The 25,020-nt window shown below is 70.5% G+C and carries 27 protein-coding genes and 2 pseudogenes; 18 read left to right on the top strand and 11 right to left on the bottom strand.

From position 1 onward, the window contains the following. Nucleotide 1 precedes the first annotated feature (1 nt). The 9 genes and pseudogenes from ACFC0G_RS17145 (at nucleotide 2) to ACFC0G_RS17185 (ending at nucleotide 7,806) form a co-directional block, all read left to right on the top strand. Nucleotides 2-217, top strand: a complete 216-nt coding sequence (locus ACFC0G_RS17145) for an MbtH family protein (RefSeq protein ID WP_376403852.1) — start codon at nucleotides 2-4, stop codon at nucleotides 215-217. A gap of 10 nt (nucleotides 218-227) precedes the next feature. Further along, nucleotides 228-1,475: a cytochrome P450 gene (locus ACFC0G_RS17150; RefSeq protein WP_376403854.1), complete on the top strand. Its 1,248-nt coding sequence runs from the start codon at nucleotides 228-230 to the stop codon at nucleotides 1,473-1,475. Between the two features lie 30 nt (nucleotides 1,476-1,505). Then, nucleotides 1,506-2,264: an SRPBCC domain-containing protein gene (locus ACFC0G_RS17155; protein ID WP_376403856.1), complete on the top strand. Its 759-nt coding sequence runs from the start codon at nucleotides 1,506-1,508 to the stop codon at nucleotides 2,262-2,264. Further along, a complete protein-coding gene (locus ACFC0G_RS17160) occupies nucleotides 2,264-2,464 on the top strand; it encodes a hypothetical protein (protein ID WP_376403858.1) in 201 nt (66 codons plus the stop codon). The genes ACFC0G_RS17155 and ACFC0G_RS17160 overlap by 1 nt, the downstream gene beginning before the upstream one ends. Before the next feature lie 427 nt (nucleotides 2,465-2,891). Then, on the top strand, nucleotides 2,892-3,173 hold the full coding sequence (locus ACFC0G_RS17165) for a beta/gamma crystallin domain-containing protein (protein WP_376403860.1): 282 nt from the start codon (nucleotides 2,892-2,894) through the stop codon (nucleotides 3,171-3,173). 522 nt (nucleotides 3,174-3,695) lie between these two features. Then, nucleotides 3,696-4,649, top strand: a complete 954-nt coding sequence (locus ACFC0G_RS17170; protein WP_376403862.1) for an alpha/beta hydrolase — start codon at nucleotides 3,696-3,698, stop codon at nucleotides 4,647-4,649. Then, nucleotides 4,642-5,808: pseudogene (locus tag ACFC0G_RS17175) on the top strand (acyltransferase). Before ACFC0G_RS17170 ends, ACFC0G_RS17175 begins: the two are co-directional and overlap by 8 nt. Before the next feature lies 1 nt (nucleotide 5,809). Beyond that, on the top strand, nucleotides 5,810-7,132 hold the full coding sequence (locus tag ACFC0G_RS17180) for a sensor histidine kinase (protein ID WP_376403864.1): 1,323 nt from the start codon (nucleotides 5,810-5,812) through the stop codon (nucleotides 7,130-7,132). After that, entirely contained in the window at nucleotides 7,129-7,806 is a 678-nt protein-coding gene (locus tag ACFC0G_RS17185; RefSeq protein WP_376403866.1) for a response regulator, read from the top strand. Before ACFC0G_RS17180 ends, ACFC0G_RS17185 begins: the two co-directional genes overlap by 4 nt. 306 nt (nucleotides 7,807-8,112) lie before the next feature. On the opposite strand, the gene ACFC0G_RS17190 is transcribed toward ACFC0G_RS17185, so the two are convergent. Beyond that, nucleotides 8,113-8,553 carry a hypothetical protein gene (locus tag ACFC0G_RS17190; protein WP_376403868.1) on the bottom strand — a complete coding sequence of 147 codons (441 nt, stop codon included), beginning with the start codon at nucleotides 8,551-8,553 and terminating at the stop codon, nucleotides 8,113-8,115. A 799-nt stretch (nucleotides 8,554-9,352) separates the two neighbouring features. Between ACFC0G_RS17190 and ACFC0G_RS17195 the strand changes: the two genes are divergently transcribed. Further along, nucleotides 9,353-9,709 carry a discoidin domain-containing protein gene (locus tag ACFC0G_RS17195; RefSeq protein ID WP_376403870.1) on the top strand — a complete coding sequence of 119 codons (357 nt, stop codon included), beginning with the start codon at nucleotides 9,353-9,355 and terminating at the stop codon, nucleotides 9,707-9,709. Here ACFC0G_RS17195 and ACFC0G_RS17200 read toward each other — a convergent pair. From ACFC0G_RS17200 to ACFC0G_RS17235, 8 genes and pseudogenes are all read right to left on the bottom strand, one after another. Further along, nucleotides 9,687-9,947 (bottom strand): hypothetical protein, encoded by a 261-nt coding sequence (locus tag ACFC0G_RS17200; RefSeq protein WP_376403872.1) that lies wholly within the window; start codon nucleotides 9,945-9,947, stop codon nucleotides 9,687-9,689. The genes ACFC0G_RS17195 and ACFC0G_RS17200 overlap by 23 nt on opposite strands. A 17-nt stretch (nucleotides 9,948-9,964) precedes the next feature. Continuing rightward, complete coding sequence (locus tag ACFC0G_RS17205) at nucleotides 9,965-11,212, bottom strand: LLM class flavin-dependent oxidoreductase (protein WP_376403874.1); 1,248 nt, start codon at nucleotides 11,210-11,212, stop codon at nucleotides 9,965-9,967. Then, a complete protein-coding gene (locus tag ACFC0G_RS17210; RefSeq protein ID WP_376403876.1) occupies nucleotides 11,209-12,600 on the bottom strand; it encodes an NtaA/DmoA family FMN-dependent monooxygenase in 1,392 nt (463 codons plus the stop codon). Before ACFC0G_RS17210 ends, ACFC0G_RS17205 begins: the two co-directional genes overlap by 4 nt. Before the next feature lie 883 nt (nucleotides 12,601-13,483). Further along, entirely contained in the window at nucleotides 13,484-13,780 is a 297-nt protein-coding gene (locus ACFC0G_RS17215; RefSeq protein ID WP_266902347.1) for a DUF2188 domain-containing protein, read from the bottom strand. A 116-nt stretch (nucleotides 13,781-13,896) separates the two neighbouring features. Further along, the gene (locus tag ACFC0G_RS17220; protein WP_376403879.1) at nucleotides 13,897-15,018 is read right to left on the bottom strand and encodes a glutamate--cysteine ligase; all 1,122 of its coding nucleotides are present in this window, start codon (nucleotides 15,016-15,018) and stop codon (nucleotides 13,897-13,899) included. Nucleotides 15,019-15,168: 150 nt separating this feature from the next. Then, nucleotides 15,169-15,342 carry a CsbD family protein gene (locus ACFC0G_RS17225; protein ID WP_376403881.1) on the bottom strand — a complete coding sequence of 58 codons (174 nt, stop codon included), beginning with the start codon at nucleotides 15,340-15,342 and terminating at the stop codon, nucleotides 15,169-15,171. A gap of 347 nt (nucleotides 15,343-15,689) precedes the next feature. Next, nucleotides 15,690-16,367 carry an HAD family hydrolase gene (locus tag ACFC0G_RS17230; protein ID WP_376403883.1) on the bottom strand — a complete coding sequence of 226 codons (678 nt, stop codon included), beginning with the start codon at nucleotides 16,365-16,367 and terminating at the stop codon, nucleotides 15,690-15,692. A gap of 11 nt (nucleotides 16,368-16,378) precedes the next feature. Continuing rightward, nucleotides 16,379-16,866 (bottom strand): annotated as a pseudogene (locus ACFC0G_RS17235) (LLM class F420-dependent oxidoreductase); the annotation flags it as partial. Nucleotides 16,867-17,173: 307 nt separating this feature from the next. Between ACFC0G_RS17235 and ACFC0G_RS17240 the strand changes: the two are divergent. The 7 genes from ACFC0G_RS17240 to ACFC0G_RS17270 all read left to right on the top strand — a co-directional run bounded on the left by ACFC0G_RS17240 (nucleotide 17,174) and on the right by ACFC0G_RS17270 (nucleotide 21,891). After that, nucleotides 17,174-17,863 carry a HemK2/MTQ2 family protein methyltransferase gene (locus ACFC0G_RS17240; protein WP_376403938.1) on the top strand — a complete coding sequence of 230 codons (690 nt, stop codon included), beginning with the start codon at nucleotides 17,174-17,176 and terminating at the stop codon, nucleotides 17,861-17,863. 61 nt (nucleotides 17,864-17,924) lie between these two features. Further along, entirely contained in the window at nucleotides 17,925-18,125 is a 201-nt protein-coding gene (locus ACFC0G_RS17245) for a CDGSH iron-sulfur domain-containing protein (RefSeq protein ID WP_376403885.1), read from the top strand. Further along, nucleotides 18,122-19,207 carry an iron-containing redox enzyme family protein gene (locus ACFC0G_RS17250; RefSeq protein WP_376403887.1) on the top strand — a complete coding sequence of 362 codons (1,086 nt, stop codon included), beginning with the start codon at nucleotides 18,122-18,124 and terminating at the stop codon, nucleotides 19,205-19,207. The genes ACFC0G_RS17245 and ACFC0G_RS17250 overlap by 4 nt, the downstream gene beginning before the upstream one ends. A 2-nt stretch (nucleotides 19,208-19,209) precedes the next feature. Continuing rightward, nucleotides 19,210-19,695 carry a flavin reductase family protein gene (locus ACFC0G_RS17255; protein ID WP_376403889.1) on the top strand — a complete coding sequence of 162 codons (486 nt, stop codon included), beginning with the start codon at nucleotides 19,210-19,212 and terminating at the stop codon, nucleotides 19,693-19,695. Nucleotides 19,696-19,799: 104 nt separating this feature from the next. Beyond that, nucleotides 19,800-19,955: a DUF6131 family protein gene (locus ACFC0G_RS17260; RefSeq protein WP_376403891.1), complete on the top strand. Its 156-nt coding sequence runs from the start codon at nucleotides 19,800-19,802 to the stop codon at nucleotides 19,953-19,955. A gap of 18 nt (nucleotides 19,956-19,973) precedes the next feature. Beyond that, nucleotides 19,974-20,333: a sigma-70 family RNA polymerase sigma factor gene (locus ACFC0G_RS17265; RefSeq protein ID WP_376403893.1), complete on the top strand. Its 360-nt coding sequence runs from the start codon at nucleotides 19,974-19,976 to the stop codon at nucleotides 20,331-20,333. 232 nt (nucleotides 20,334-20,565) lie between these two features. Next, nucleotides 20,566-21,891 carry a hypothetical protein gene (locus tag ACFC0G_RS17270; RefSeq protein ID WP_376403895.1) on the top strand — a complete coding sequence of 442 codons (1,326 nt, stop codon included), beginning with the start codon at nucleotides 20,566-20,568 and terminating at the stop codon, nucleotides 21,889-21,891. Between the two features lie 70 nt (nucleotides 21,892-21,961). On the opposite strand, the gene ACFC0G_RS17275 is transcribed toward ACFC0G_RS17270, so the two are convergent. Then, complete coding sequence (locus tag ACFC0G_RS17275) at nucleotides 21,962-22,300, bottom strand: MerR family transcriptional regulator (RefSeq protein ID WP_332434027.1); 339 nt, start codon at nucleotides 22,298-22,300, stop codon at nucleotides 21,962-21,964. Nucleotides 22,301-23,270: 970 nt separating this feature from the next. Between ACFC0G_RS17275 and ACFC0G_RS17280 the strand changes: the two genes are divergently transcribed. Continuing rightward, nucleotides 23,271-23,630, top strand: a complete 360-nt coding sequence (locus tag ACFC0G_RS17280; RefSeq protein WP_376403897.1) for a hypothetical protein — start codon at nucleotides 23,271-23,273, stop codon at nucleotides 23,628-23,630. Between the two features lie 268 nt (nucleotides 23,631-23,898). Here the strand turns inward: ACFC0G_RS17280 and ACFC0G_RS17285 are convergent, their stop codons facing one another. Then, nucleotides 23,899-24,891 (bottom strand): helix-turn-helix domain-containing protein, encoded by a 993-nt coding sequence (locus tag ACFC0G_RS17285; protein ID WP_376403899.1) that lies wholly within the window; start codon nucleotides 24,889-24,891, stop codon nucleotides 23,899-23,901. Nucleotides 24,892-25,020 lie beyond the last annotated feature (129 nt).

A 25,020-nucleotide genomic window follows, 5' to 3' on the forward strand; every position in this document is an offset into this window, starting at 1 on the left:
CATGACCAACCCCTTCGACGACCAGGACGGCACCTTCCTCGTCCTCGTCAACGACGAGAACCAGCACTCGCTCTGGCCGGAGTTCGCGGACGTCCCGCCCGGCTGGACCGTCGCCCACGGCCCCGACTCCCACGCCGCCTGCCTGGAACACGTCGAGCAGTCCTGGACCGACATGCGGCCCAAGAGCCTCGCCGACGCCATGAACGCCCAGCGGTAACGCGGCCGACGTGACCTCCACCGAAACACTGGACGGGGCCCGCGACACCGCGGGCCCCGCCCGGCCCGACGACCTCGCCGCGGCCCTGCTCACCCCCGGGGCCCGGCGGGACCCGTACCCGTTCTATGCCCGCATGCGACGCGAGGACCCGGTCCACCGCAGCCCCCAGGGCATCTGGTACCTCACCCGGTACGCCGATGTCGAGGCGGCGCTGGGCGACCTGCGGCTGTCCAACGACCGGGACCGGATGACCCGCGCCTACAGCGCGCTCGGCGGCGACCTCAAGGCCTTCAGCCGGCTCACCGAGCGACTCGGCCGGGTGATGACCAACACCGACCCGCCGGACCACGCCCGGCTGCGCAAACTGGCCAGCAGAGCCTTCACCGCCCGGCGGGTGGAGGCCCTGCGCGACGGCGTCCAGCGGATCGTCGACCAGCTCATCGACGAGGCGGTCGCCGCCGGAACGACCATGGACCTGATCGAGGCGGTCGCCTCTCCGCTGCCGATGTCCGTCGTCTGCGAGCTCTTCGGCATTCCGGACGAGGACCGACCGCAGGTCAAGAGCTGGTTCCGCCGCTTCGGCCGGCTCAGCGAGGACATCGACAAGTCCGAGGCGGCGATCGACCAGTACGAGGAGTACCTGTCCGGGCTCATCCGGCAGCGCCGGCGTGACCCGGGCGACGACCTGATCAGCGCCCTGGTCGCCACCCAGGCACAGGACGACCGGCTCACCGACTCCGAACTGCTGTCCACCTGCTTCGTCCTGATCACCGCCGGCGACGAGACCACCACCCACCTGATCGGCAACGGCATGCTGGCCCTGCTGCGCCACCCGGACCAACTGGCCCGGCTGCGCGCGGACCCGGGCCTGATCCGCGGCGCCGTCGAGGAACTGGCCCGCTACGACACGGTCACCCAGGCGATCGTCCGGGTCGTCGCGCAGGACCTGGAGATCGGCGGACGGACGCTGCGGGAGGGCGAGCTGGTCTACCTGTTCCTCGGCGCGACCAACCGCGATCCCGAGCGCTTCGAGGACCCCGACCGGCTCGTCCTGTCCCGCCCCGCCAACCGGCACCTGAGCTTCGGTCACGGACCGCACTTCTGCCTCGGCGGCCCGCTGGCCAAGCTCCAGGCGGAGGTGGCCGTCGGCACGCTGGTGCGCAGGCTCCCCGAACTGCGGCTGGCCGACGGGGCGGCACTGGACTGGCGGGACAACCCGCTGCAGCGGCGGCTGACCGCCCTTCCGCTCGCCTACTGACACCTGAACGACGACGAAGGAGAACCGACCATGGCCCGAGAGTTCGAGGTCTGCCGGGAGCAGGACCTGCCCGTCCCACCCGACCAGGTCTGGGACGCGGTCGCCACCGGCCCCGGCAACCTCGGCTGGCTCTATCCGATGGAGATCGAGCCGCGCGTCGGCGGAAAGGCCACCCGGGGAGACGCCACCGTCGTGGCGTGGGAGCCGCCGCACCATCTCGCCCTACGGGCGACCCAGGAGGGCGGGTTCTCCAACACGCTCAGCTACCGCATCACGCCGGCCGACGGCGACACGAGCCACCTGCGGATGGGAATCCACTGGGTCCACACGGGGATCGTCGACGACGCCTGGAACTGGGACGCCAAGACGGACGTGGCCGAGAAGTACGTCGACTTCCACCAGCACGCCCTCGCCGAGTACCTCCGGCACTTCGCCGGCCGCCCCGCCGTCTACGTCAGGTCTCAGCGCCCCGAACCCACCGCCGACCCGGCGGACTTCGCCGCACTGCGCCGACGCCTCGGACTCGCCGACGACGCGGCCGTCGGCGACCGGTTCACGCTCCTCGCCCCCGGCCCGGACCCTGACCCCGTGGAAGTGGTCGTCGACTGGCTCAGCGCCGACTTCGTCGGCCTGCGGGGCCCGGACGCCCTGTACCGGTTCTTCAACGGCAGCACCTGGAACGTGCCGATCTGGCTCGGCCACCACCTGTTCGCCGAGGACACCGATGAGGAGCAGGCCACCAAGGCCTGGACCGCCTGGCTCGACGACACCCATGCCCAGGAGCTCTGATGGAAACCTCCACGCAGACACTGCTCTTCGCCGCCGAACTCGTCGAGGAGAACGGCACCTACTCCCTCGTCGTCCAAGACGTGAGGCGAGACACCGTCCAGTCCACCCCGGTCCCCAAAGCCATGGTCGACAAGCTCCCGTCCTTCCTCTCGGCACTCACCGCCAAGCTCAACCCGGTTCCGCCGCGCCGCCGCTGGTGACCCGTCCGGGGAACCGGCCCGGGCGCGGAAGCGCCGGGGCCGGTTCCCCTCCGACAGGTGCAGCACGGCAGCCCCTCTCCGAGCCCCTCGCAGGCCTACGGCCGCCGCAACTCCCTCCCTGGTGCCGGGCCCGGAGATTCCCATGCGCAATGTTTCAACTGCACCCCACGGGCGTAAATCGGGACATCGTGGTTCGAAATTCGGTCGCGCGCGGCCAAGTTGATTGCATGGCGCACCGACCGCATAGCAACCTCGGTGTGCAACCGCGAACGTCTTTGCCTGGGTGTCGCGGTGTGGTTGTTCGGCGTACCTGCGGTGCGGGGCGCCTTCCCGGTCGATTCCCTTGAATGGAGAGATCGTGCTCTTGAGGTCGACAAGGTTCGTTCGTTCGGCTGCCGCGTCGTTCATCGCGGCGGCATCCCTGACCATGGCCATTCCCGGCAACGCCTACGCCATCGATCACGTCGAGTGCCGGGGCGGCGAGAACTTCCTGAAGATCTGGTCCCACAGCGGTGGCCGGCAGAGCGTGGACTGCTACGCGAACAGGGGACGGACCGACTTCGGCGGCTGGTGGGTCGACAAGATTTCCACGGGCAACAACGACTTGATCTACTACGACGTCAACGGCGACTCCGTACGTATCAACCGCTGGACGGACATCACGTTCCCGAACCGGCCGCCGCAGGTCAGGTCCATCGAGATCCTGTAACTCCCTGACGCCCCCTCCCAGGGGCCGGGCTCCTTGACCGGCCCCTGGGAGGGGGCAGGACCACCGGAACATGGACGCCCGCTTCGGCCCCGCCCTCTGGGGCCTGGCCGGCGGATCACGTGACCTCCTCTTGCTTGTGGCGTTGGGCGCCTGCGTAGAGAGCCGACGGAAGGGCCGCCGGCCAGGGGGCCGAACCATAGGTGCGGGGGCTGCCGCCGAGTCCATACCTGCGGACGGCCCGGACCGCACGGGTGCCGAATGCGGCTGGACCGGGCTCTGCCGCACGGTGCTGACGTGGTTCCTCTCTTCCACCGGCTCTCGGTGGCCCGGTCGATGTCCTGTGGCGGTGAATCCAGCGTGGTGGCGGTCCAGGCCCCGCGGCGCCCCCGTACCCGTACCCGTACCCGTAGTACTCCAGAGCTACGTGGCAAGTGTCCTCCCTGGTGGGACGTCGGTTACCCGGCGTGATCCATAGGTTCGGCACCGGAATCGAGAACCACCCCGGTACGGAAGGACCACTCCATGGCGTCCCGCCCGCGCAGCCGTCGCCTGCGCCGCACCCTGCTCGCCGCCCTCGTCGCCGCCTCGGTGGCGGTGCCCACCGTCGGTGCGGTCGGCCCGGCCGCCGTACCCGCGCCCGTCCCCGCCCCGCTCGCTCCCCTCTCGCTCGCCCTGCCCGGCGAACTCGCCGGGCGGTACGCCGCCAACCGCTCCGCCGTCCAGGCCGCCGAGGCCATGGCCGACGCCCACGGCGACCACGGACGCGCCGCCACCCTGCGGGCCATGGCCGGGGAGGACCACCGGCTCCTCTCCTTCGACGGCCGAGACGGCGGCCGCAGCGTCGAGGTGTTCGGCGACCTCGCCGGCGCCACCCGGATAGCCGTCCTCGTACCCGGCTCGGACACCCGGCTCGACAGCCACCGCTTCCGGTCCGGCGCCGCCGAGCTGCAGCGCGAACTGGGCCGCGGGACGGCCGTCCTGGCCTGGCTCGGCTACCGGACCCCCGCCACTCTCAGCGCCGCCGCGACAACCCCCGGTCGCGCCCAGGAGGCCGCCCCGCTCCTCGCCTCCTTCGTCCGTGAACTGGCCGCCGCCGCACCGCGGGCGCGTCTGACGCTGCTGTGCCACTCGTACGGCTCCGTCGTCTGCGCCGAGGCCGCTGACCGCCTCCCCGTCGCCGGCCTCGTGCTCTACGGCAGCCCCGGCACCCGCGCCGACCGCGCCGCCGACCTCGGCACCACGGGCACCGTCTGGGCCGGCCGCGCCACGGACGACTGGATCGCCCATGTCCCCCACGTCCGCGTCTCCCTGGTGTTCGGGGAACTCGGCTTCGGCACCGACCCCGTCGCCCCGGAGTTCGGCGCCCGGGTCTTCGACGCCGGTGCCGGCGGCCACAGCGACTATCTCCGCCGCGGCTCCGTACCCCTGCGGAACATGGCCCGGATCGTCGCGGGACGGGATCCGGCCGATGCGTGACCTCGCCTGCCGGATCGACGCCGCCACCCCGCCCGGCCGCGACCGCGCCCTCGACGCCCTGCGCGCCCTCGCCATCCTCGGCGTGGTCTTCGGACACTGGCTCGTCACGGCCCTGACCACCGACAGCGGCACCTTGCGGGCCGTCAGCCCTCTGAGCCGGCTGCCCGAATTCACCCCGGTCTCCTGGGTGTTCCAGACGCTGGCCGTCTTCTTCCTGGTCGGCGGACGGGTCGCCGCCACAAGCCACACCTCCGCCCTCGCCTAGGGCACGTCCTACCGCGACTGGCTGACCGCGCGCCTCGGCCGGCTGTTCCGGCCCGTGGCCGTCGTCATCGCCGTGTGGGCCGCCACGGCGCTCGCGATGACCCTGGGCGGGGTGCCCTGGCAGACCGTGCACACGCTCGGAAAGCTCGTCCTCTCCCCGCTCTGGTTCCTGCTGGTCTTCGCCGCCCTCACGGCAGCGACCCCGCTGGTCGCCAAGGTGCACCCGCTGTGGCCGCTCGCCGTCGTCCTGCACGTCGACGTGATCCGCTTCGGCTTCGGCGGACCCGACTGGCTCGGCTGGACGAACGTGGCGGCCGGCTGGCTCGTTCCGTACTGCCTGGGCGCCCTGTGGGCCCGCCACGGCATCAGGGAACGGCCCGTCGGGTGGACCCTGCTGATCACGGGCGCGCCGGCCACCGTGCTGCTCGTCGCCCTCGCCGGCTATCCGGCGTCCATGGTCGGCGTGCCCGGCGCGGCCGTCTCCAACCTCAACCCGCCCACGCTCGCCGCCGTCACCTTCGGCATCGCCCAATGCGGAGCGGCGTTCCTGCTCGTCGGCCCGCTGCGCCGGGCCCTGAGCCGGCCGGCCGCCTGGGCTGCCGTGGCCCTCCTCAACCTCACTGCCATGACGGTCTTCCTGTGGCACCAGACCGCGATGATGGCCGTCACGATGCTGGGCCTCCTCGCCGGCGGACTGACCGGGCACGGCCCGCTGACCGGTCTGCACACCCTCCCCGACGGATACGACTGGATCCTCGCCCGGCTCGCCTGGCTGCCCGTTTTCGGGCTCGCGCTGCTCGCGTGCGTCGCCGTCTTCCGTACGTACGAAGCGGGCGGACGCCGTCCGCCCCGGGCGCGGCCACCCGCCGCTCGAACCCAGGTACGGAGTGCATAGGGTGAACGTGATCGACAAGGGGGAACGGGTGGGGGACAGTTACGGGCGCGCGCTGGGCGCCGCCCTGCGCAGGGCGCCGAGCACGCTGCGCCGCGACCTGTGGACGACGGCCCGCGACCCGCTGCCCCGCCAGACCTGGTTCGGCTGGCTGCCGCACGGACACCTCGTGCTGCTCGCCGTCTTCGCGGGCGCGGCCAAGATGGCCGAGTACGGCGAGGCGATGACCGTCCTCACCGCCCCGGTCGAACTCCTCGTCGTCCTCCAGGCCGCCTCCCTCGTCCTCGCCCTGAGCCGACCGGTGCCGGCCTGGTGGCTGTCCACGCTCAGCCTGATCCTGACCGCCGAGATCACCGACGCGACCGTCGGCCCCGACCTGCTCTGGCCCTGGAGCATCTGGGGCATCGTCATGCACACCTTCGTGGTGCTGCTCCTCGCGCTGCGCGTCCCCCCTCTCGTCACCGCCGTCACGCTCCTGCTCACCGTGCTCTCCGGACTGGGCAGCACGGCCGTGCCCTCGGGCATCGTGCACAACGAGGACGTGGCCGGCGGCACGCTCGCCTTCGCGATCGCGGCGGTCGTCGGCGCCTCCCTCCGGCTGAGCCGGGTGGCCCGGAACAAACTTCTCGAACAGGAGGTCCTCACCGCCGAGGAGCGGGCCATGCGCACCGTCCTGGAGGAGCGCGGACGCATCGCCCGCGAGCTCCACGACGTCGTCGCCCACCACATGTCCGTGATCTCCATCCAGGCGCAGGTGGCCCCGCACCTCGTCGAGAACCCCTCCGAGGAACTGCGGGAGAACCTGGCGGGCATCCGCCAGAACGCCGTCGAGGCGCTGACCGAACTGCGCCGCGTCCTCGGCGTCCTGCGCGCGGAGGACCCGGCGTCCGACTCCGTACGGCACGCCCCGCAACCCACCCTGGACCGGCTCGACGACCTGCTCGACAACGTCCGTGCCGCCGGCCTGTCCGTCGACACCGCCACCAGCGGAGAACGCCGCCGGCTCTCGCCCGGCGTCGAGCTGTCCGCGTACCGCATCGTCCAGGAGGCGCTCAGCAACGCGATGCGGCACGCGCCGGGAGCCCCGGTGCGGGTGGAGACCGGCTACCTGACCACCGGACTCACCCTCCGGATCGCCAACGCCCCGGCCACGCGCCCCGTAGACCCCGCCACCCTCCCGCTCTCGCCGGGACTCGGCCACGGCCTGCTCGGCATGCGGGAACGCACCGCCATGCTGGGCGGCGACCTGGTCGCCGGTCCGACCCCGGACGGCGGCTACGAGGTGGCCGCCACCCTGCCCCTCGACACCCCCAAGGACGGCACATGACCAGCGGCACCATCCGCGTCCTCATCGCGGACGACCAGATGATGGTCAGACAGGGGTTCACTGTGCTGCTCAACGCCGAACCCGGCATCGAGGTCGTCGGTCAGGCGGTGGACGGTGCCGACGCGGTGACCAAGGTCGCGGAACTCTCGCCCGACGTCGTCCTGATGGACATCCGCATGCCCGGCACCGGCGGCATCGAGGCCACCCGCGTCCTCACCGCGGCCGCCGGCTCCACCGTGAAGGTCCTCGTCCTGACCACCTTCGACCTCGACGAGTACGTCTACGAGGCCCTGCGGGCCGGCGCCTCGGGATTCCTGCTGAAGGACGCCTCCGCCGACGAACTTGCCGAGGCGGTACGGGTGGTGGCGCGCGGCGACGCCCTGCTCGCCCCGGACCTCACCAAACGTCTGATCACGGAGTTCTCTCGGCTCAGTGCCACCCCGCGCAGCCCCCTGAAGGACCGCGTCGGCGTACTGACGGAGCGGGAGACCGAGGTCCTGACCCTCGTCGCCCAGGGCCTGTCCAACGCGGAGATAGCGACCTGTCTCGTCGTGGCCGAACAGACCGTCAAAACCCATGTGAGCCGCATCCTGGTCAAGCTGGGGCTGCGTGACCGCACCCAAGCGGCCGTCTTCGCCTTCGACACCGGTCTCGTCCGCCCGGCCGCCCACTGAACGTGCCCTGACCGCTGACGAGCTCGGTACTCGGCACTCGGCACTCGGCACTCGGCACTCGGCACTCGGCCGGAAACGCTGTGTTCACGGTCGGGGGGGCGGTGCCACGCGGCGCGCAGGACGCACACCGGTGGTCACCGTGGGGACGGCCCGCTCCCCGGAGCCGGCCGATGCGCCTTCGAGAGTGCCCAGGTGAGCGACCGACAACCCGCCTTCAAGGACAGTAGCGGGGCATCGCAGGACCGTTCGCCTTGTCCGGCTACCGCGCCCCGGCGGCGCCCGTCCTGGGCTGAAGGTGATCCGCGATCAGCGGCGGCCAGTGGCCAGGACGACGAGGAACTGGCCGCCGCCCGCCTCGATGCCGGCGGTCACCGGCAGCCCCGGCAGCAGTCGGGAGAACCGGTCCACCAGCCAATCCGCCGCCTCTTGGGCGTCCTTCCTGGTCGGACAACGGCCCACCATCTCGCGGCCCCCCTTGCGCTCCAGCCTGTCGGCAACAGCGATCAGCGGCGCGGGTTCGACCACGTACAGGCGCTCCGGCCAGGCGATGACCACCTTGACCGCACCCTTGCGGCTGTTGCACCCGCGGTGCGCGAGCCGCTCGGCGACCTTGGCCTTCCGGTCAGCGGTCCGGCTGTCGACACTGGGCCCCCGCGGGTCGTTCACCGACTCGTCGGGGTCGACCGGTTCGTCACATACCCAGCATCGCCAGCCGTCGCGCTCGGCCACATCATCAAGAAGACTCATCCCAGCAAACTAGCCTGCCCGGCCGCCACTCGCGCACCAGGGCCCGGGCATCGTCTCAACACCGGCCAACAGCGCTGCAACACCAGGCCGGCTCCATGGACGACCGACCGAGCCGCCCTCGTCCTCTGCTACCTCGCCGAGCACCTCTCGGGCCGGCCTCTGGGCATGACGCAGCCCCGCTTCGGCCCCCTCCTCGATGCTGGACCCCGAAGAGCAAGCCGTCCCGTGTCGGCTGCGCCGGGCAGCCGGTTGGCCGCCCGCTTGGTAGTCCAAACCTTGGCGCCTCTCTCTGACGGCCTCCACCAGCAAGCGCAACCGTTCGGGAGTCGCCGTCGACGGCCAGCGGCGGGTGGTCACCCGAGAGGACCACCCGCCACGGAGTGCTTCCCGTCGGCGATCTGTCCGGCCCTGCCTCGCACGCGTCACGCGTCAGGCGTCAGGCGCCAGGCGTCAGGCGTCGCGTGGCGGCCCGGCGGGCTCGGGCCGGACGACCGCGAGGAGAGCTTCCACGTCGTCGAAATCGATGGGGACGAAGGGGAGTTTGGCGAGCTGGCTGAGCCTCATGTCGGCGATCATCCGGTACCGGGGGCTGCCCTCCTTCGGGTAGGCGTCCCGCAGTCGGCGTGGGCCGTGACCTTCAGAGGTTCCACCTCCAGGGGCACAACTGGAGCGAGGGCGCCACGCACCAGGGGCGTCGACAAGCCCCTCCGCAGGCCGAAGTGTGCCGCCCCGACCTGGGCGCAGTCCAGCACTCCGTCTCCCAGACCGTGTCAACCATGCTGGGCACCTCGGGGGCACCTTGAACGATGTCGCCGACGGAGACCCCGACACCTCGTGGGCATCGCGGGACAGCGGCGTGAACTCGGGTCTCTTCGTCGATCCGGGCGCGCCGCAGACCGTGAAGACAATCACGCTGTCCACAGCCTGGGGCATCGGTGAGGGCCCGACCCGTGTCCGGGTCGAGGCCTATCTCGACGGCGAATGGACGCAGGTCCTGGGCTCGACGGCACTGAGCTGCTCGTCGAACACCTCCACGGTCGAATCCCGGACCCTGACGCTCCCCACGGCGGCGACCGGCACCACGTTCTCCGTCGTCGTGGCGCAGGCCAACCTGACGTGGGGCCACCACGCGATCAACGAATGGTGGCCTCGTTGACCTTGACGATCAGCGCGGTCACCACGAACGAGAACAGGCCGAGCACCACGGTGGCGGTGAGCTGCTTGCCCAGCAGGTTCCATGAGCCGCCGCGGAAGAGGCCCTTGTGACCCGTCGGGTTCCCCGTCGCGCAGAGGCCGGCAGCAGGGACCTCCGGGCTGCGCTTGGCCTTGCCGTTCCGCTTCTGGCCGTCGAGGTCGCACTGAGCTTCACCCCGGGACTGGCGTGTGGTGTCCATCCCACGGCGAGGGCTCGTCAACCCGCCGTCGCATAGCGGCTCGCAGGGCGTGCGAGGCCCAAGTGGCCGCGGAGTGTCGTGGATTCGTACTCCGCGCGGAACACACCGCGCCGTTGCAGCTCCGGGACCAGGCCCCGGGTGATCGCCGTCAGGTCGTGCGGCAGGGTGCCCGGCCGCAGGCGGAAGCCGTCGAGACCGGCCGAGCGCCAGTCGAGCAGCAGGTCGGCCAGTTCGCCGGGCGTGCCGGTGAATATCTCTGCGTCGGAGGCGAGTTCGGCACCGGCCACCTCGTCCAGGCGGGCCTTGCGCCGGGCGGCGGCGCCGGGTTCGTCGTCCAGGAGGACGACAAGGTCCGCGAAGGTTCGCAGTGGGCGTTGCGTCACGTCCCTGCCGGTGCGCCGCACGGCCTCGTCGACCTGGGCGAGGATCGCCACCGTGTCCGCCCGGTCGTGCGGCGTGACGTGGACGACGTCGGAACTCAGAGCGGCGAACTCGAACGGGGTGGAGGCGTGCGCGAGGCTCACCACCAGCGGCTGGCCCTGAGGGGGGCGCGGGGTGATCGAAGGTCCCTTCACGCTGAAGTTCGCGCCCTGGAAGTCGATGTGGTGGACCTTGTCACGGTCGATGAAACGGCCTGTCGCCGCGTCCCGTATCTCCGCATCGTCCTCCCAGCTGTCCCAGAGCCGCCGCGCCGCCTCCACCACCTCGGCGCCCTCCGCGAACAGTTCGCGCATCCGCCCGGCAATCAGCTCCGAGTCGGTCACGTCCTGCTCGGTGAGCTGGGGGGTGGTGCGACGGCCGAAGTGGGCGGCGTCGGCGGCGCGCGACGATATCTGCGGGCGCCATCCGGCGCGGCCCTTGGTGGCGTGGTCGAGCGTGGCGATGCCGATGGCCAGGTGGAACGGCTCGGTGTGGGTGACGTTCGTGGTCGGGATCAGGCCGATGCGGGTGGTGAGCGGGGCGAGGTGGGCCGCGAGCAGCACCGCGTCCAAGCTGCCCCTGACCTGATCAGTACGGTCGTCGGGCCGGTGGAAGGCGGCGGACTGAAGCCCGAGGGCGTCCTCGAAGGTGACGAAGTCGAGCAGACCCCGCTCGGCCTCCGCGACCAGGTCTGCCCAGTACGCGGCGGTGAGCAGCTCGCCGGGCCGGGCGCTTTCCTCGCGCCAGGCCGCCGGGTGCCAGCCGGCGCCGTCGAGCGCGACGGCGAGGTGCAGCGGGGGTCCGGGGATACCGGTCGGGTCGGTGGCTCCGGTGGTGCCCGTCATTCGGAGGTCTCCTTCTCGTCGCGCGGGGCGGGTCCGCCCCATGCGGCCGGGCGGGGCGCGTCGGCGAGGCCCAGGTGGTCGCGGAGCGTGTTGCCGGTGTAGTCGTCGCGGTGGACGCCCTTCTCCTGGAGCAGCGGCACCACCCGGTCCACGAAGTCGTCCAGGCCGCCGGGGGTGAGGTGGGGCACGAGGACGAAGCCGTCGGCGCCCCCGGTCTGGACGTAGTGGTCGATGGCGTCGGCAACCGTACGCGGGCTGCCGACGAAGGTCTGGCGGCCGCCGACCTCGATCACCAGTTCCCGGATCGACAGGTTCCGCTCCTCGGCGAGCTTGCGCCACCGCCTGGCCGTCTCCCCCCTGCCCTTGCGGAACACGGAGTGCCCCTTCAGAAGGTGGGAGTCGTCCTCGGGCTCGATGTCGGGCAGCGGCCCGTCCGGGTCGTACGCGGACAGGTCGCGGCCCCAGACGGCCTCCAGGTGGGCGATCGCGGTCTGCGGGCTCACCAGCTCACGGCTGATCTCCGCGGCGTAGGCGGCGGCTTCCTCGTCGGTGTCGGCGACGACCGCGTTGGCGGTGGGGAGGATCAGCAGATCGTCGGGACCACGGCCGTACGTGGCGAGGCGCCGCTTCACGTCCCGGTAGAAGTCCCGGGCCGCGTCGAGCTCGGTGTGCTTGCTGAAGATGACCTCGGCGTCGGACGCGGCGAACTCTCGGCCCGCGTCGGACTCCCCCGACTGGATGATCACCGGATGCCCCTGCGGGCCGGGCGGGGTCGTGAACCGGCCGGATATGTCGAAGTGTCGGCCCCGGTGGTCGAAGCGGCCGGCCCCGGCGGTGGCGAACTCTCCCGTCGCGGCGTCGGCCCGCAGGTCGCCGTCGGCCCAGCTGTCCCACAACTGCCGCGCTGTGCCGAGGAACTCGGCGGCCCGGGTGTAACGGTCGGCCTCGGGCAGGAAGCCGCCCCGGCGGAAGTTCTCGCCGGTGAAGGCGTCGTAGCTGGTCACCACGTTCCATGCGGCACGCCCGCCGCTGAGCCGGTCCAGTGTGGCGAACCTGCGCGCCACCTCGTACGGCTCGTTGAAGGTGGCGTTGACCGTGGCGGCGAGGCCGAGGTGCGTGGTGACGGCCGCCAGCGTGCTGAGCACGGTCAGGTTCTCCGGGCGCCCCGCGATGTCCAGGTCGTAGACGTGCCCCTTGTGCTCGCGCAGCCGCAGCCCTTCGGCCAGGAAGAAGAAGTCGAACTTGCCGCGTTCGACGGTCTGCGCGAGCCGGATGAAGGAGTCGATGGAGATCTGGCTCTCGGAGCGCGGGTCCGACCAGACGGTGACGTTGTGGACACCAGGCAGCTGCGCTGCGAGGTGCACCTGTTTCTTACGGGTGGTGGGCACGGCTCGGTCTCCTCCTGCGAGGTCGGGCTGCGGGACGGGCTGGTCGCTCTCAGAGCGTGCACAGGCCGGGCGGCGTCTGCACAGCTCGACCGGCCCTGCTTCACGAGGTGTTCATGCCGCGGTGACAGGCTCCGTGCCATGTGCGGCGAGGGGCGCCGGAGCTGCGGCCGGGTGGTGGACGGGGTCGGGGAGACGTACCGCACCTGGTTCTCGAAGGCCACGCCGTGGCTCTTCACGTCGATGGCTATGCGGTCGCCGTCGGCGATCCGGAACCCGTCGCGGAAGCTCGCCTCGTCCACGCCCGGGGAGGACGTATGTGACCAGCCCGGGCCGCCGCACCGCCGGGAACGTGAACAGGTGGTCGACCATGCCCTGTACCCGGTAGTAGAGGACGTCGTCGCCGCAGCCGAAGAGGCACTCCCAGGCGATCGAGCCATCCCCGACGACGCTCTCCGAGATCAAGGACGCGTCCTCGCCGAGCCCCGCGCCCTGGCACTCTCCCTGGAGGGCTCGCAGGCGCGGCGCCCCTGCTCGGCCATGGGCCCGCCCACACAGTGAGTGCTCGGGGGCAGTAGAGCACGGCGTCGAGCAGCAAGGGCGAACCCGAGTACGCGAGCCAGCGACACATGCCCACCGTCCCCTTCGATGCCTCCCTCGAACCTACGCCGATGAGGACCCCCACCCCGCCGCTGCCCGGTCTGGTGGGCTTCCACCTTCACCAACGCATCGACACGGCATTTGCGGACTAACTGCCAGGTACGTCGGGCAAGCGACTACATGAGCCCCACGGGCGGGGAAGCCGAGCGACCATCACGCATCGTCGCCCGCCTCAGTCGCGGGGTCCCATCGACTGGCATCCTGAGTATGACCGGAAAGACACTCCCTAGAAGAGGCCCCCGCGCGCCCCTGCCCTGCGGCCGCGTTCATCGGGGGACGTCATGGGAGCGTCGCCGTAGGTGTAGGCGGTTCGGATGTGCCCGTCGCGGGCATGGACGATGACCTGTGCGGGGGTGTGCTCCTTGGCATGCCGCCGTGCGGAGTCGATCGCGTCCCTCTGGGTCCGGTGCGGCTCGTGCATCAGCCGGCGGCCCTCCCTGCCCTCGACCTGCCACTTCACACCCGCAGCCGCTGCCCGCTCGCCGGACGGTGCGACGTGGTAGACGGTCCGTTTCGCTGCCATGGTCCTTCTCCTCGCATGTCAAGCGGACTTCCGACGCCGGAGCGTCGCCGGCTTCCACGTAGCCGACTCCGTGGCCCGGGCCTTCTTCCCGCCCGCCTCCTTCGTCGGTCTTGGCATCAGGCTCGGGAGTCGCTCGTGATACGCGCGCAGTGGGTGACCACCGAGGTGAGACTGCCATGAGTGCGCAGGAGCTCGCGCTGGATGCGAGCCCCGTTGCCCCCTTCCAGCAGACCGGCGATGCCTCCGCGGACCCGTTCGTCGTCGCCGCACTCGACCAGGACCTCTCGGACATGGGCGTACAGCGCCTGGACGACCTCCGCCGCCGGCGCCTTTCGCATGGTTCCGGGATGGAGGAGGGGGCCGTCCAGGCCCGATCGACCCGCCTGCCATGCCGCCAGCCGAAGCAGGTCCGTGCTGACGCCGGAGGGCGGATCCCCTCCGCGCCAGGACCTGGCGGCAGTCTCGACGAGGGCGCGGACCAAGGAGGCGAGGAGTACGGGCGTCGACGCTTCGAGGCACACGTCCGCCACTCTGACCTCCACAGTGGGGTAGGTGGCCGACAGCCGGGCGTCGAAGTAGATCATCCCCTCGTCGCGCAGGACTCCGGTGTCGAGCATGGCACGGACCTGCTCGTGGTAGCGATCGGCGGAACCGAAGACGTCCATCGGGCCGGCCGAGGGCAGCCTGTTCCACACCCGGCTGCGATAACTCGCGTACTTGCTGTCCTGCCCCTGCCAGAAAGGCGAGTTCGCGCTCATCGCGGTCAGAACGGAGAGCCAGGGCCGGATCCTGTCCAGTGCGGCGACACCTTCCTCGTCCGACTCGACCGATACGTGGACGTGGCAGCCGCAGGTGAGTTGTTCCTGCGCGGTCAGGCCGAACTGTTCGCCCAGCCACGCGTATCGCTTGCCCGGGTTCAGCGAGGGCTGGGCGGGCAGCGGCGAGGTGGCGAGGGCCGCCACGAGGGCGCCCGCGGATGCGGCGTGCCGACCGGCCTCGGCGCGGCACCGGGTGACCTCATCCCCGAGTTCACCCATCTCCGTCACCGGTTTGGTGGCGAACTCCACTTGTTCCTTCTGCAGTTCCTTCTCGAGGGCGTGTCCTGGCGCGCCGTCACCTCGCGGCTGCCGACCTACCGACCGGTCCGCAGCCGCGAGGACAGCACCGGCCAGAGCGAGGGGCTCCCCACTGCGGGCATGCACGAGAAGCAGCTCTTCCTCCACACCCACGCTTCTCATTCGGCCACCGCCGTTCGCCCTTGCCGTGAGCGGGAAGACCTCCGTCTCACATGGGTGCCCCTGAGGTGTTCGTGGGCGACAGCTCTTCGCCGGCCCATCGTGCTCGACACCCACCGCGGCTCCTCGACCACGGCTCACACCGTCGGCGGGTCAGCCCTTGAAGACGTCCTTGATCTTCTCCTTGGCCTGGCGGGCGTTCCCCTTCGTCTTCTCGGCACGCCCCTCGGCGGTCATGCGTTCATTGCCCACCGCACGGCCCGCCGTCTCCTTGAGCTTGCCCTTGGCCTGCTCAGCCTTGGCCTGGCCCTTCTCCTTGCTCGACACGAGCGATCACTCCCTGGAACATAGGAACAAAACCGTACATATAAGTTCTGACCGGCATTCCGACCGTCAAACCTGGGGAAGCTCCCGACGCCTCCCGACGGGGGGAACGGACAGTAACCATGGCCGCCCCTCAGTGCCCACCGGATGGTTCCGCTCCGCTGCACAGTCGCCACGGTCCTGTTCTCATCAGACGCGAGTACACGGCAGCCCTGGCAGCACAAGGAAGGGGAGGCCACCTGCCTCGTGGATCGAGTCCGAAGCGGACTGTACGAAGAGGCCAAGCGCCGCAACATCTGGCCGATCGTCCATGAACAACCGCTGGGGGCGTCGGAACACCCACTCACTGATCACCCGGCTCTGGCCGACACGGCAGCGAGCGGGCTGTCAGCGAGATGGGCCAGCAGATCGCCGGGATCGCGGTACACGGCGGCGGCACCGGCTTCTTCCAGGTCGGCCCGCGGGATTCCGCCGCAGAGCAGGCCCACGGCAGTCACACGAGCGCGGGTGGACGCCTTCATGTCCCACACGGTGTCGCCGACGAACACGGCCCGCTCGGGTGGCACCTGGGCCAGTCGGAGGGCGTGCCGGACTGGCTCCGGTGCGGGTTTGCCTTCCTCGACGTCATCGGACGTACTGGTTTCGGCGATGGCGTCGTCCGCGTCGATGGCTCGGCACAGGGCCGAGAGTTCGCTGTCCTTCGCCGACGTGACGAGGACGACCCGCCAGCCGCTGCCGGCGAGCGTGCGCATCAGGTCGGCGGCCGACGCCAGGGCGGGCAGGCGGTCGAAGAAGGTGGCGTACAGGGTGTGGTGCGCGGCGCTCAGTCGGTCGTCCTGCGCTGGGTCGCGGTCGTCTCCCAGGAGGTGATCGAGCAGGTCCTCGCCGGGCAGGCCGATCGCCCGGTGGACGGAGTGCATCGGTACCCGGTGCCCGGCTTGGCGCAGTGCCTCCCAGCATGCCACCACGTGAAGGTAGTTGGTGTCGGTAAGGGTCCCGTCGACATCGAAAAGCACGGCACGGTCCATGGTTTCCCTCTTCACAGTTCCCGCAGAGCAGGGAGCAGCTCCGCCTGTGCCCAGCGGAGGAAGGGCTCCTGCTGGTCGCCGCCGACTTGGACGAGTGCGATCTCGGTGAACCCCGCGTCGCGGAACGGACGTACCGCGTCGACGAACACGTGGACGTCTGCCCCGCAGGGAATGACGTCCGCTACGTCCTGGGGACGTATGTGCGTGCCGGCCTGTTCGAAGCCGGCGGGCCCGGGGAGTTCCGCGTTCACCTGCCAGCCACCGAGGGACCAGCGGAACTGGTCGTGTGCCCGTGCGATCGCCGCGTCGCGGTCGGTGTCGTAGCAGACGCGTGGCTGACCGTGTCCCCCGCCGGCAAGGAACGGATGATGCCGACGGCCTCTTCGAGCATCCCCGGACGCACCGGGACCGCGGGCCAGCCGGCGCCGACGATGTGCTCGTTGAGGTTCTCGCCCGAGCCGAGGCCGAGCCGAAAACGGCCCCCGGACAACATCTGCATGGCCACTTTATTACTTTTCCCCCATTCTCACGAGTCACCGACAACCTCTTCCTCTCGCGCAGTCCGCAGCCCGCCGTCCCGTGGCCGAGTAGCCCGGATGCGTCGAGCGGCGGACGAGGCGGCCCGGCGCCACAATGGAGCGTGTTCCGACTGGAAGGAGCCCCTCCCGCATCACAGTCGCCGAGCGGGAGACAATCCCGTTCCGGGTCATCGGAAACGGCGGGCCAGGAATGGGGGCGAGATCTCGGACATGCGTTCCCTCGCCGACGACGGGATCCTCTCCGCGAACTCAGAGATCCGGAGGTTCATGGTGCCCAGTACGGCTCTGGCCTTCGACCCGCTTCCCAGGCGGCTGATCGCCCTGCCCGGCGTGTACCGCCCGCAGGCCGACACCTGGCTCCTCGCGGAAGCCCTCTCCCATGAACCCATGGGCGCGGACAGCGACATCCTGGACATCGGCACCGGAACAGGTGCTCTCGCCCTGTCCGCGGCGCGTACCGGGGCCCGGGTCGAGGCCGTCGACGTCTCGTGGCCCGCGGTCATCGCGGCCGGCCTGAACGCCTTCCGGCAGCGACTGCCACTGAGAGTGATGCACGGTGATTTCGAGACCCGAGCCCAGGGCCGGCGCTTCGACGTCGTCCTCACCAACCCGCCTTACGTGCCCTCGGCCCGAGCGCGCCCGCCGTCGCACGGGGCCGCCCGCGCCTGGGACGCCGGCCCCGACGGGCGGGCGGTCATCGACCGCGTCTGCGCGTGCGCGCCGGCCTTGCTGCGCCCCGGCGGGGTCCTGCTGATGGTGCACTCCGGGATGTGCGGTCCACCGGCCACTCTTGCCCGTCTGGAAGCGGGCGGGCTGTCCGCCGGGGTGACCGCACGGGCCTCCGTCCCATGGGGGCCGGTACTGCGTGCGCGGCGGACCTGGCTGCGGAGGCAGGGCCTGGCGTGCGACGGCGACGAGCGCGAGGAGCTGGTGATCATCCGTGCCGAGCACCCCTGACGGCGTGACGCAGGCGGCCACCTCTACGACGGCCCGGCCCCCACCCGGACCCTCACGCCGGGTGGCCATCGACCCGCAGGGCCCGATCCTGGTCGAGGGCCCGGTGGAATTCGTGCTGGACGACGGGACCCTCGCCCGATCCGAGCGGTTCATGGTCGCGCTGTGCACGTGTCGCCGCAGCCGTGCGTATCCCTGGTGCGACACCAGCCACCGCCGCCGGGAACGAGCTGTAGCACCCTCCGAGGACAGGAGCCTCACATGACCCCGTCCAGCAGGAGCGTCACGGAATCCGGCCCCCGCCTCGTCGCAGCGCGGGGTGACCTGTCGGGCGCCGTGGAGAGGGCCCTGCGGAGCGACCGGCCACCCGCGTACACCGAGGCCAGCATCCGAAGGGCGGACCCCTGGGGAGAGGACCTCCAGCTCGCGCTGTACCTGCTGTACGAACTCCACTACCGAGGCTTCGAGGGCGTCGACGACGCACGCGAATGGGACCCGGACCTGCTGCGTCTGCGACGGGAGGCGGAAACCCTGTTCCTCCACGCGCTGCGCATCGCACTCCCCGATGCGCCCCGAACCGTCGAGGAGACCTTCGCCCCGCTCCTCGTCGAACAGGTGAATCCGGCCGACAGCGTCAGCCACTATCTGGAATCCAAGGGCGAGCTGTGGCAGTTGCGCGAGTACGCGGCCCTGCGCTCCCTTTACCACCTCAAAGAGGCGGACCCGCACGCCTGGGTCATCCCGCGGCTGACCGGCCGGGCCAAGGCCGCGATGGTGGCCGTCGAGTACGACGAATTCGGCGCCGGGCGCCCCGAACGCATTCACGCACGGCTCTTCGCGGACCTCATGACCGACCTCGACCTCGACCCGGCCTACGGCCACTACCTGGACCACGCTCCTGCCCCGCTGCTCGCCACCGTCAACCTCATGTCCCTCTTCGGACTGCACCGATCCCTGCGCGGCGCGCTGGTCGGCCACTTCGCCTGCGTCGAGGTCACCTCCCCGCCCGGCTCCCGAAGGCTCGCCAATGCCATGCGCCGCTGCGGCGCGGGGCCCGCCGCCGAGCACTTCTACGCAGAGCACGTCGAAGCCGACGCCGTCCACGAGCAGGTCGTACGGCGCGAGGTCATCGGCGGCCTCCTCGCCGACGAACCCGGACTGGAGCCGGACATCGCCTTCGGGTGCGCTGCCACCGTCCTGCTCGAGAACGAACTCGGCGCCCATGTTCGCGCAGCGTGGTCGGCAGGGCGCTCCGCGCTCCGTAGCCCCCTGCCCCCGACCCCACCCCCGGACCCGGACCCGGACCCACCCCCGGACCCGGACCCGGACCCGGACCCGAGGAGCTGACCGTGGCCGGCCTCGACGGCTTCACCGACGTGCTCGACTACCCGATGTACGTCGTCACGGCGGCGGCCGACGGCGAGCAGGGTGGCTGCCTGGTGGGCTTCGCGTCACAGTGCTCGATCGACCCACCCCGTTTCATGGTGTGGATCTCCACCGCCAACCGCACCTATCGCATCGCTCGCCGCGCCTCCCACCTCGCCGTACACGCGCTGCGCCGCGACCAGACGCAGGTCGCCGAGCTGTTCGGCAGGCGGACCGGCGACGACATCGACAAGTTCGGCAGGGTGGCCTGGCGGCCGGGAGAAAGCGGAGTGCCGGTACTGGAGGACTCCTGCGCCTGGCTCGTGGGCCGAGTTCGGGAACGCGTCGACGGAGGAGACCACGTCGGCTTCCTGCTCGCACCTGTCACGCAGAGCCCACCCGGCCCTGCAAGGCCGCCACTCCTCCGGTTCAGTGACGTCGCGGACCTCTCGCCAGGGCACCCGGCCTGAGATCACGGGACAGAACCTCCCTGCTCAAGCTCCGTTCCCGGAGGCCATGAGCGGAAGGGACGCCTACCCTGGTATGGAAGCAATCAGCAGAATCGGAGGACACCATGATCGTCCTCGGCGTCATCTTGCTCGTCATCGGATTCGTGGCCAGCATCAGCATTCTCTGGACAATCGGGATCATCCTCGTGGTCATCGGTGCCATCCTCTGGATCCTCGGTGCGGTCGGTCACCAGGTCGGCGGGCGTCGGCACTACTGGTAGAGAGTCAGAACAGCCTCAATGCGACCGGGAAAAGCGCCGAACCCGGCATGCTCGAACGACTCCGGCAGTGAGAGTTCCGCACGTTCGCCCTCACAGGGCGCCGCCCTCAGCCGCAGCACCGCCACGGAACCCGCGTACGAGCTGATCGACGACCTGGAGTCGCTGGGATCGCTGATCGCCCGACTCGACCGGCGTGACCGAGAGATTCTCGCCCTCCGCTTCGCACAGGAGCTGACCCGGGCCGAAACAGGCCGACGCATCGGCCTCTCCCAGATGCACGTCTCACGCCTCCTCGCTCGCATCCTCAGCGAGCTGCGCGCCGGCCTGCTGCACGATGAGACCAAGGGCACGGACAGGAGGCAAGACCGCGACGGCTGAACGGAGGGCTCCGGCCATCCGGCCAAGGGCCTGAGCGCGGCGCCTGCATGATCAGGGGTGCCTCGCCGCGGCCGTCGGCGCCTGCCCGGGTGCGGTGGGACACACACGCGGGCAAGCTGCGGGTCGTGGGTGGATGGGGAACCATGGAGTCAGGCACCGGATGGTCGGCGGCCGTCTCACCACGTGGGCGGAGTGCCTTGGCGCTCCGAGTGCCGCACCCGGAGGGAGTCCCATGGGCGCACCTCACGACTTCGGTCCGCGGAGGCCCTCGCCCGACGAGCCGGGGCGCCCTCTGGACGCATCTGAGCGCTCGGATTACGAGCGCCTTCGCAAGGACGCCGACCTCCGTCACGGCAGGCTGCGCATGGTGGTCGCCTCCGGGCTTCTCGCCCTGGCCGTACTGCTGGCTCCCGTCGCCGTGGTGGCAGCATGGGCGAGCTCGCAGATCAACGACGTCGACCGCTACGAACAGACGGTCGCGCCGCTGGCCCGCGATCCGGCCGTCCAGGACGTCGTCATCGACCGTGTGACCGACGGAGTGGTCGCGCGCGTCGACGTCCGAAAGATCACCGACGCCCTCGCCGACATCCTGGCCGACCGCGACGCACCCCCCTTCCTGGTCGACGCGGCCAGATCGATGGACGAACAGCTCAAGAGCGGCCTGACGACCGGCGTCCGGTACGTGGTGAAGAAGGTGGTCACCAGCGACGCCTTCGCCGAGGCCTGGGACAGAGTCAACCGGGGCGCCCACACCGCCGCGACGAACGTCCTGACCGGCGACGGCGGTGGCGCGATCGAGGTCAAGGGAGATGCCCTCGTGCTGAACGTGGGGGTCGTGGTGGAGGAGATGCAGAAGCAGTTCGTCGGCACGACGATCGTCGATGCGGATCAGATTCCCGGGGCCGACACATCGATCGTGCTGACGAGGAACGACCAGCTGGGTGAGGTTCAGAACGCGGCCCGCTGGCTCGGTGTGCTCGGTCCCTGGCTACCCGCGACAGTCGTTGTTCTTGCGGGCCTCGGGGTCTGGGCAGCGCCTCGGCGCCGCAAAGCGGTGATGGCCCTGGGGGTCGGCATCGGCGTGATGATGTGCGCGCTGCTCGTGGTGCTCTCCGTCCTGCGCCAGGTGTACCTGGACGCGGTGGCCCCGGTCGCGAAGTCGCAAGAGGCCGCGGCGGATGTCTATGACACCCTCGTGAGGTTCCTGCGGCAGTCGACGGTGGCGACGCTCGTCATCGCGCTGATCGCCGTGATCACGGCCTATCTGTACGGGCCTGGCCGCGGAGCCGACGCCGTCCGCTCGGCCACCGGCCGGGGCGTCGACGCCGCCGGTCACGCGCTGGCCCGCACCGGGTGGGACAGCGGCCGGGCCGGCGACTGGCTGCGCGCGCACCGCCCCTTGACCACAGCCACCGTGATCGCGGCGGGAACTCTCGCCCTCGTCCTGTGGAGCTATCCCACGCCTGTGGTCGTCGTCCTCGTGCTCCTGTGCGCCGTGCTCGTCCTGGTGCTCCTCGGTGTCCTGTCGGCCGCCACGAACGATGTGGAGGATTCCTGAGCTGCGCGAAGCCCTGCGGGAAGGGGTTGTATGCGCGGGACCCGCCGGTGTCCGACGGGCTCGCACCGTCTCAGTCCGCGGGCGCCGGCCCGGATGATCCGGCGGCGCGGCGGTACTCGGCGTTGATGCGCTGCGCTTCTTCGAGCTGGTCTTCGAGGATGATGATGCGGCAGGCGGCCTCGATGGGGGTGCCCTGGTCGACGAGTTCGCGGGCGCGGGCGGCGATGCGCAGCTGGTAGCGGGAGTAGCGGCGGTGGCCGCCCTCGGAGCGCAGCGGGGTGATGAGGCGGGCTTCGCCGATGGCGCGGAGGAATCCTTGTGTGGTGCCGAGCATTTCGGCGGCCCTGCCCATCGTGTAGGCGGGGTAGTCGTCGTCGTCGAGACGGCCATACGAGTCGTCTGCTGTCATTGCACCTCTCTCGTGGAACGCGTTGAGGGGCCCTGGTGCCAGTACTGGCACCAGGGCCCCGAAGGAACTACTACACCACCTGCCGGCCCTGACACTGCGCCGGCCTTCTGTGTCCGCGTACCCGACCTGGCTGCTGTCGGGGGTGCGGGGATCGCGGTTGCTTGACCGGAGACCACCTCGTTATCGATGTCCTGCGGTACCCGGGCTCAGACTTCCGCCCGGGCGATCCTGATGGCGCGGGTTCCTCCGTTCTTCCTCGGTGATCAACTACTTACTACGGGGTACTGCGTACTGCCGGTACTGATTCACTGCGGGTACTGCTGGTGATGCGAACCACTCGGTGGCCTGTGACAGCGCCACACTTCGGCAGCCAGCCCCGTCGCCCGTCCTGCGTCTGCTCTGGCTTAGAACCCCACTGCCGAACTTCCCGGTGCGCGCGTCCGCAGCCGACGCCTTCACCAGGGGTACTGCTCACTGACTTCACTGCTGGGTACTGCGCACTGCACTCACGGGTACCGCACCTGCCATGACCGCGGTCCCGCTCACGGCGGCCCCTGATCACTGCGGGCCACCCGGTCCGGCCGTCAGTCCCGTCGCCGTCCTGCGAAAACTCTGGCTTCGAAACTCCACCGCCGCACCGTCCTGCTCACTGCAACTACCTGTACTGCTGGTACTGCTTGCCGGCAGTTCGTCCCTGCCAGGCCCTGCTGTCTCTCTGGGCTACGAGAGAAACCATAACCACGCCACCGACCAATGTCTACTCCGGCCGACATAGATTTCCGTGTGTCCGGTAGACAGGTAATCGACCTCGAACAGTGATGCGAAGGTCGCGGAGCGGTCTCCGGCAGTCCCGTGGGATGCCTCGATGCTCACGCGGCGCATTCCTGACGGGAAAGCGGTGACGGCCGTTCTCGCCCGGTGGCACGACCGGTTGACGGGACGGGACGGCCCGTGAATAGGATCGGCTTTCATGTCGAAGCTTGACGAGCTGCTCGTTGACGTCGCCACGCTGGTGGAGTCCGGGCAGAGCAATCAGATGTCCCTGACGGTGGTCACCGGTGGCGCTGTCATCACCGGTCGGCTTGCGACCGAAGCGGTGTGGAGGCAGCGGGTCTCGGAGGTCCTGGCGGAATCCGCCCGCTTGGGCGAGTTCTCCGCCGTCTTCACCGCTGCGACACGGAGGGACGGGCCGCCCGCCTATCTGCACTTCCACATGGCGCGGATCCTTCAGGGCACGGTGGGGATCCCGGAGACGGGTGGGATGTACCGCGTCTCGATCGCGGACGTCAGCGCCTGGACCATGGGCGACTTCAGCTACTCCGATCACTGACCCCGCGCCGCGTCACGGACCACATGCCAACTACCAGCACGCGCTCGAAGTCCGTGAGAGGCCCTCGGATCCCACCTGAGGCCCCCACGGTTCCGTAGCCGATTCCTGTGAGTGGACTTCCCCTGCCGCCGAGGAAGGTGACCGAGCCGGGGTACGTTCCCGCCCGTCGGTCGGCGGCGCGGCCGAAGGCGTCGAGCCCTCGTCGACACGCCCTGTCCGGGGCGCCGATCGGCATCCGTGTGCGAGGGCACCCGGGGTACCCACTCGTTCAAGGAACCTCTGCCCACCCGTTTCGCACGGCGTGGGCGCCGAGCTGCATCCGGGTCCTGACTCCGGCCAGATCCATGAGGTGGCGGAGGCGCCGGTGCAGCGTACGCGGTGACAGACCGAGTTGTGTCGCGGCGGTCAGGTCCGTCAGGCCGGCCAGGAGCAGGGCGAGAATCCTGCGGTCGAGGTCGGTGGGGTCTTCCGCGCCGACCTCGACGGTGCGATCGGCCTCTCCCCCGGCGCCCGACAGTTCGAGAGGGCGGGCGGTGCGCCACACCGTCTCGAAGAGAGCGTCCAACGCGTCCAGCAGGCCACTGCGGTGCAGCAGCACCGCGCCGGGTTCTCCCGCCGCCGTGACCGCGAGCGGGACGAGTCCGAGGTCGGCGTCGGCCAGGACGAGTTTCATCGGCAGCTCGTCGGCGACCCGCAGGTGCACACCTTTGCCCAGGGAATCGATCGCGTCGTCGACGATGCCGGGTTCCGCCAGTACGGCCCGGTCCAGCACGGCGCGGAAGTGCACGCCCCGACCGATCGCCACGGGTTCGGCCGTGTTCTCGTCGGGTGGCAGGGCGACGAACGGCGCGGTGATGAAGGAGCGGACCTGCGTGCGGGCCGCCTGCTGCACCTGAAGAAAGCGATGCCGGATGGCGTCGACGCCCGTGACGACCTCGATCAGGTCGCTGATGCTGCTCCCGGTCATCGCCGCCCGGTGTTCCTCTGCGAAGGTCACCAAGGCGTGCTCCGCCATGCGCAGCCCGTCCCGGCGCTGGCTGATGAGGGCGCCGAGCGCCATGGCCGGCGGCGCGGCGGTGAAGCGCTCGTCCGCCGACCTGGTGACCAGTCCCCACTCGACGAGGCGGGACAGTGCCTTGTCGACGTGGGCCTGCGACAGCACGCTCGGATCGGCGAGGAGGTACGCGGTGGAGTTCGGCCGTCCGAGCAGCGCCCGGTAGACGCGCTCGTCATCGGGTTCGAGGCCAAGAACATCCAGCATCGGCGATCGACTCTCCTCCGCTTGCCGCAGCGGGGAGAGTATGCGCCATGGCGGCGGACCTTGAATAGTCCCTGCTGGGAGCGGGTGTGAGGGGAAGGGCCCCGGGGAGTCGCCTCCCCGGGGCCCGAC

It is taken from the genome of Streptomyces sp. NPDC056169 (assembly GCF_042268445.1).
Lineage (GTDB): Bacteria > Actinomycetota > Actinomycetes > Streptomycetales > Streptomycetaceae > Streptomyces.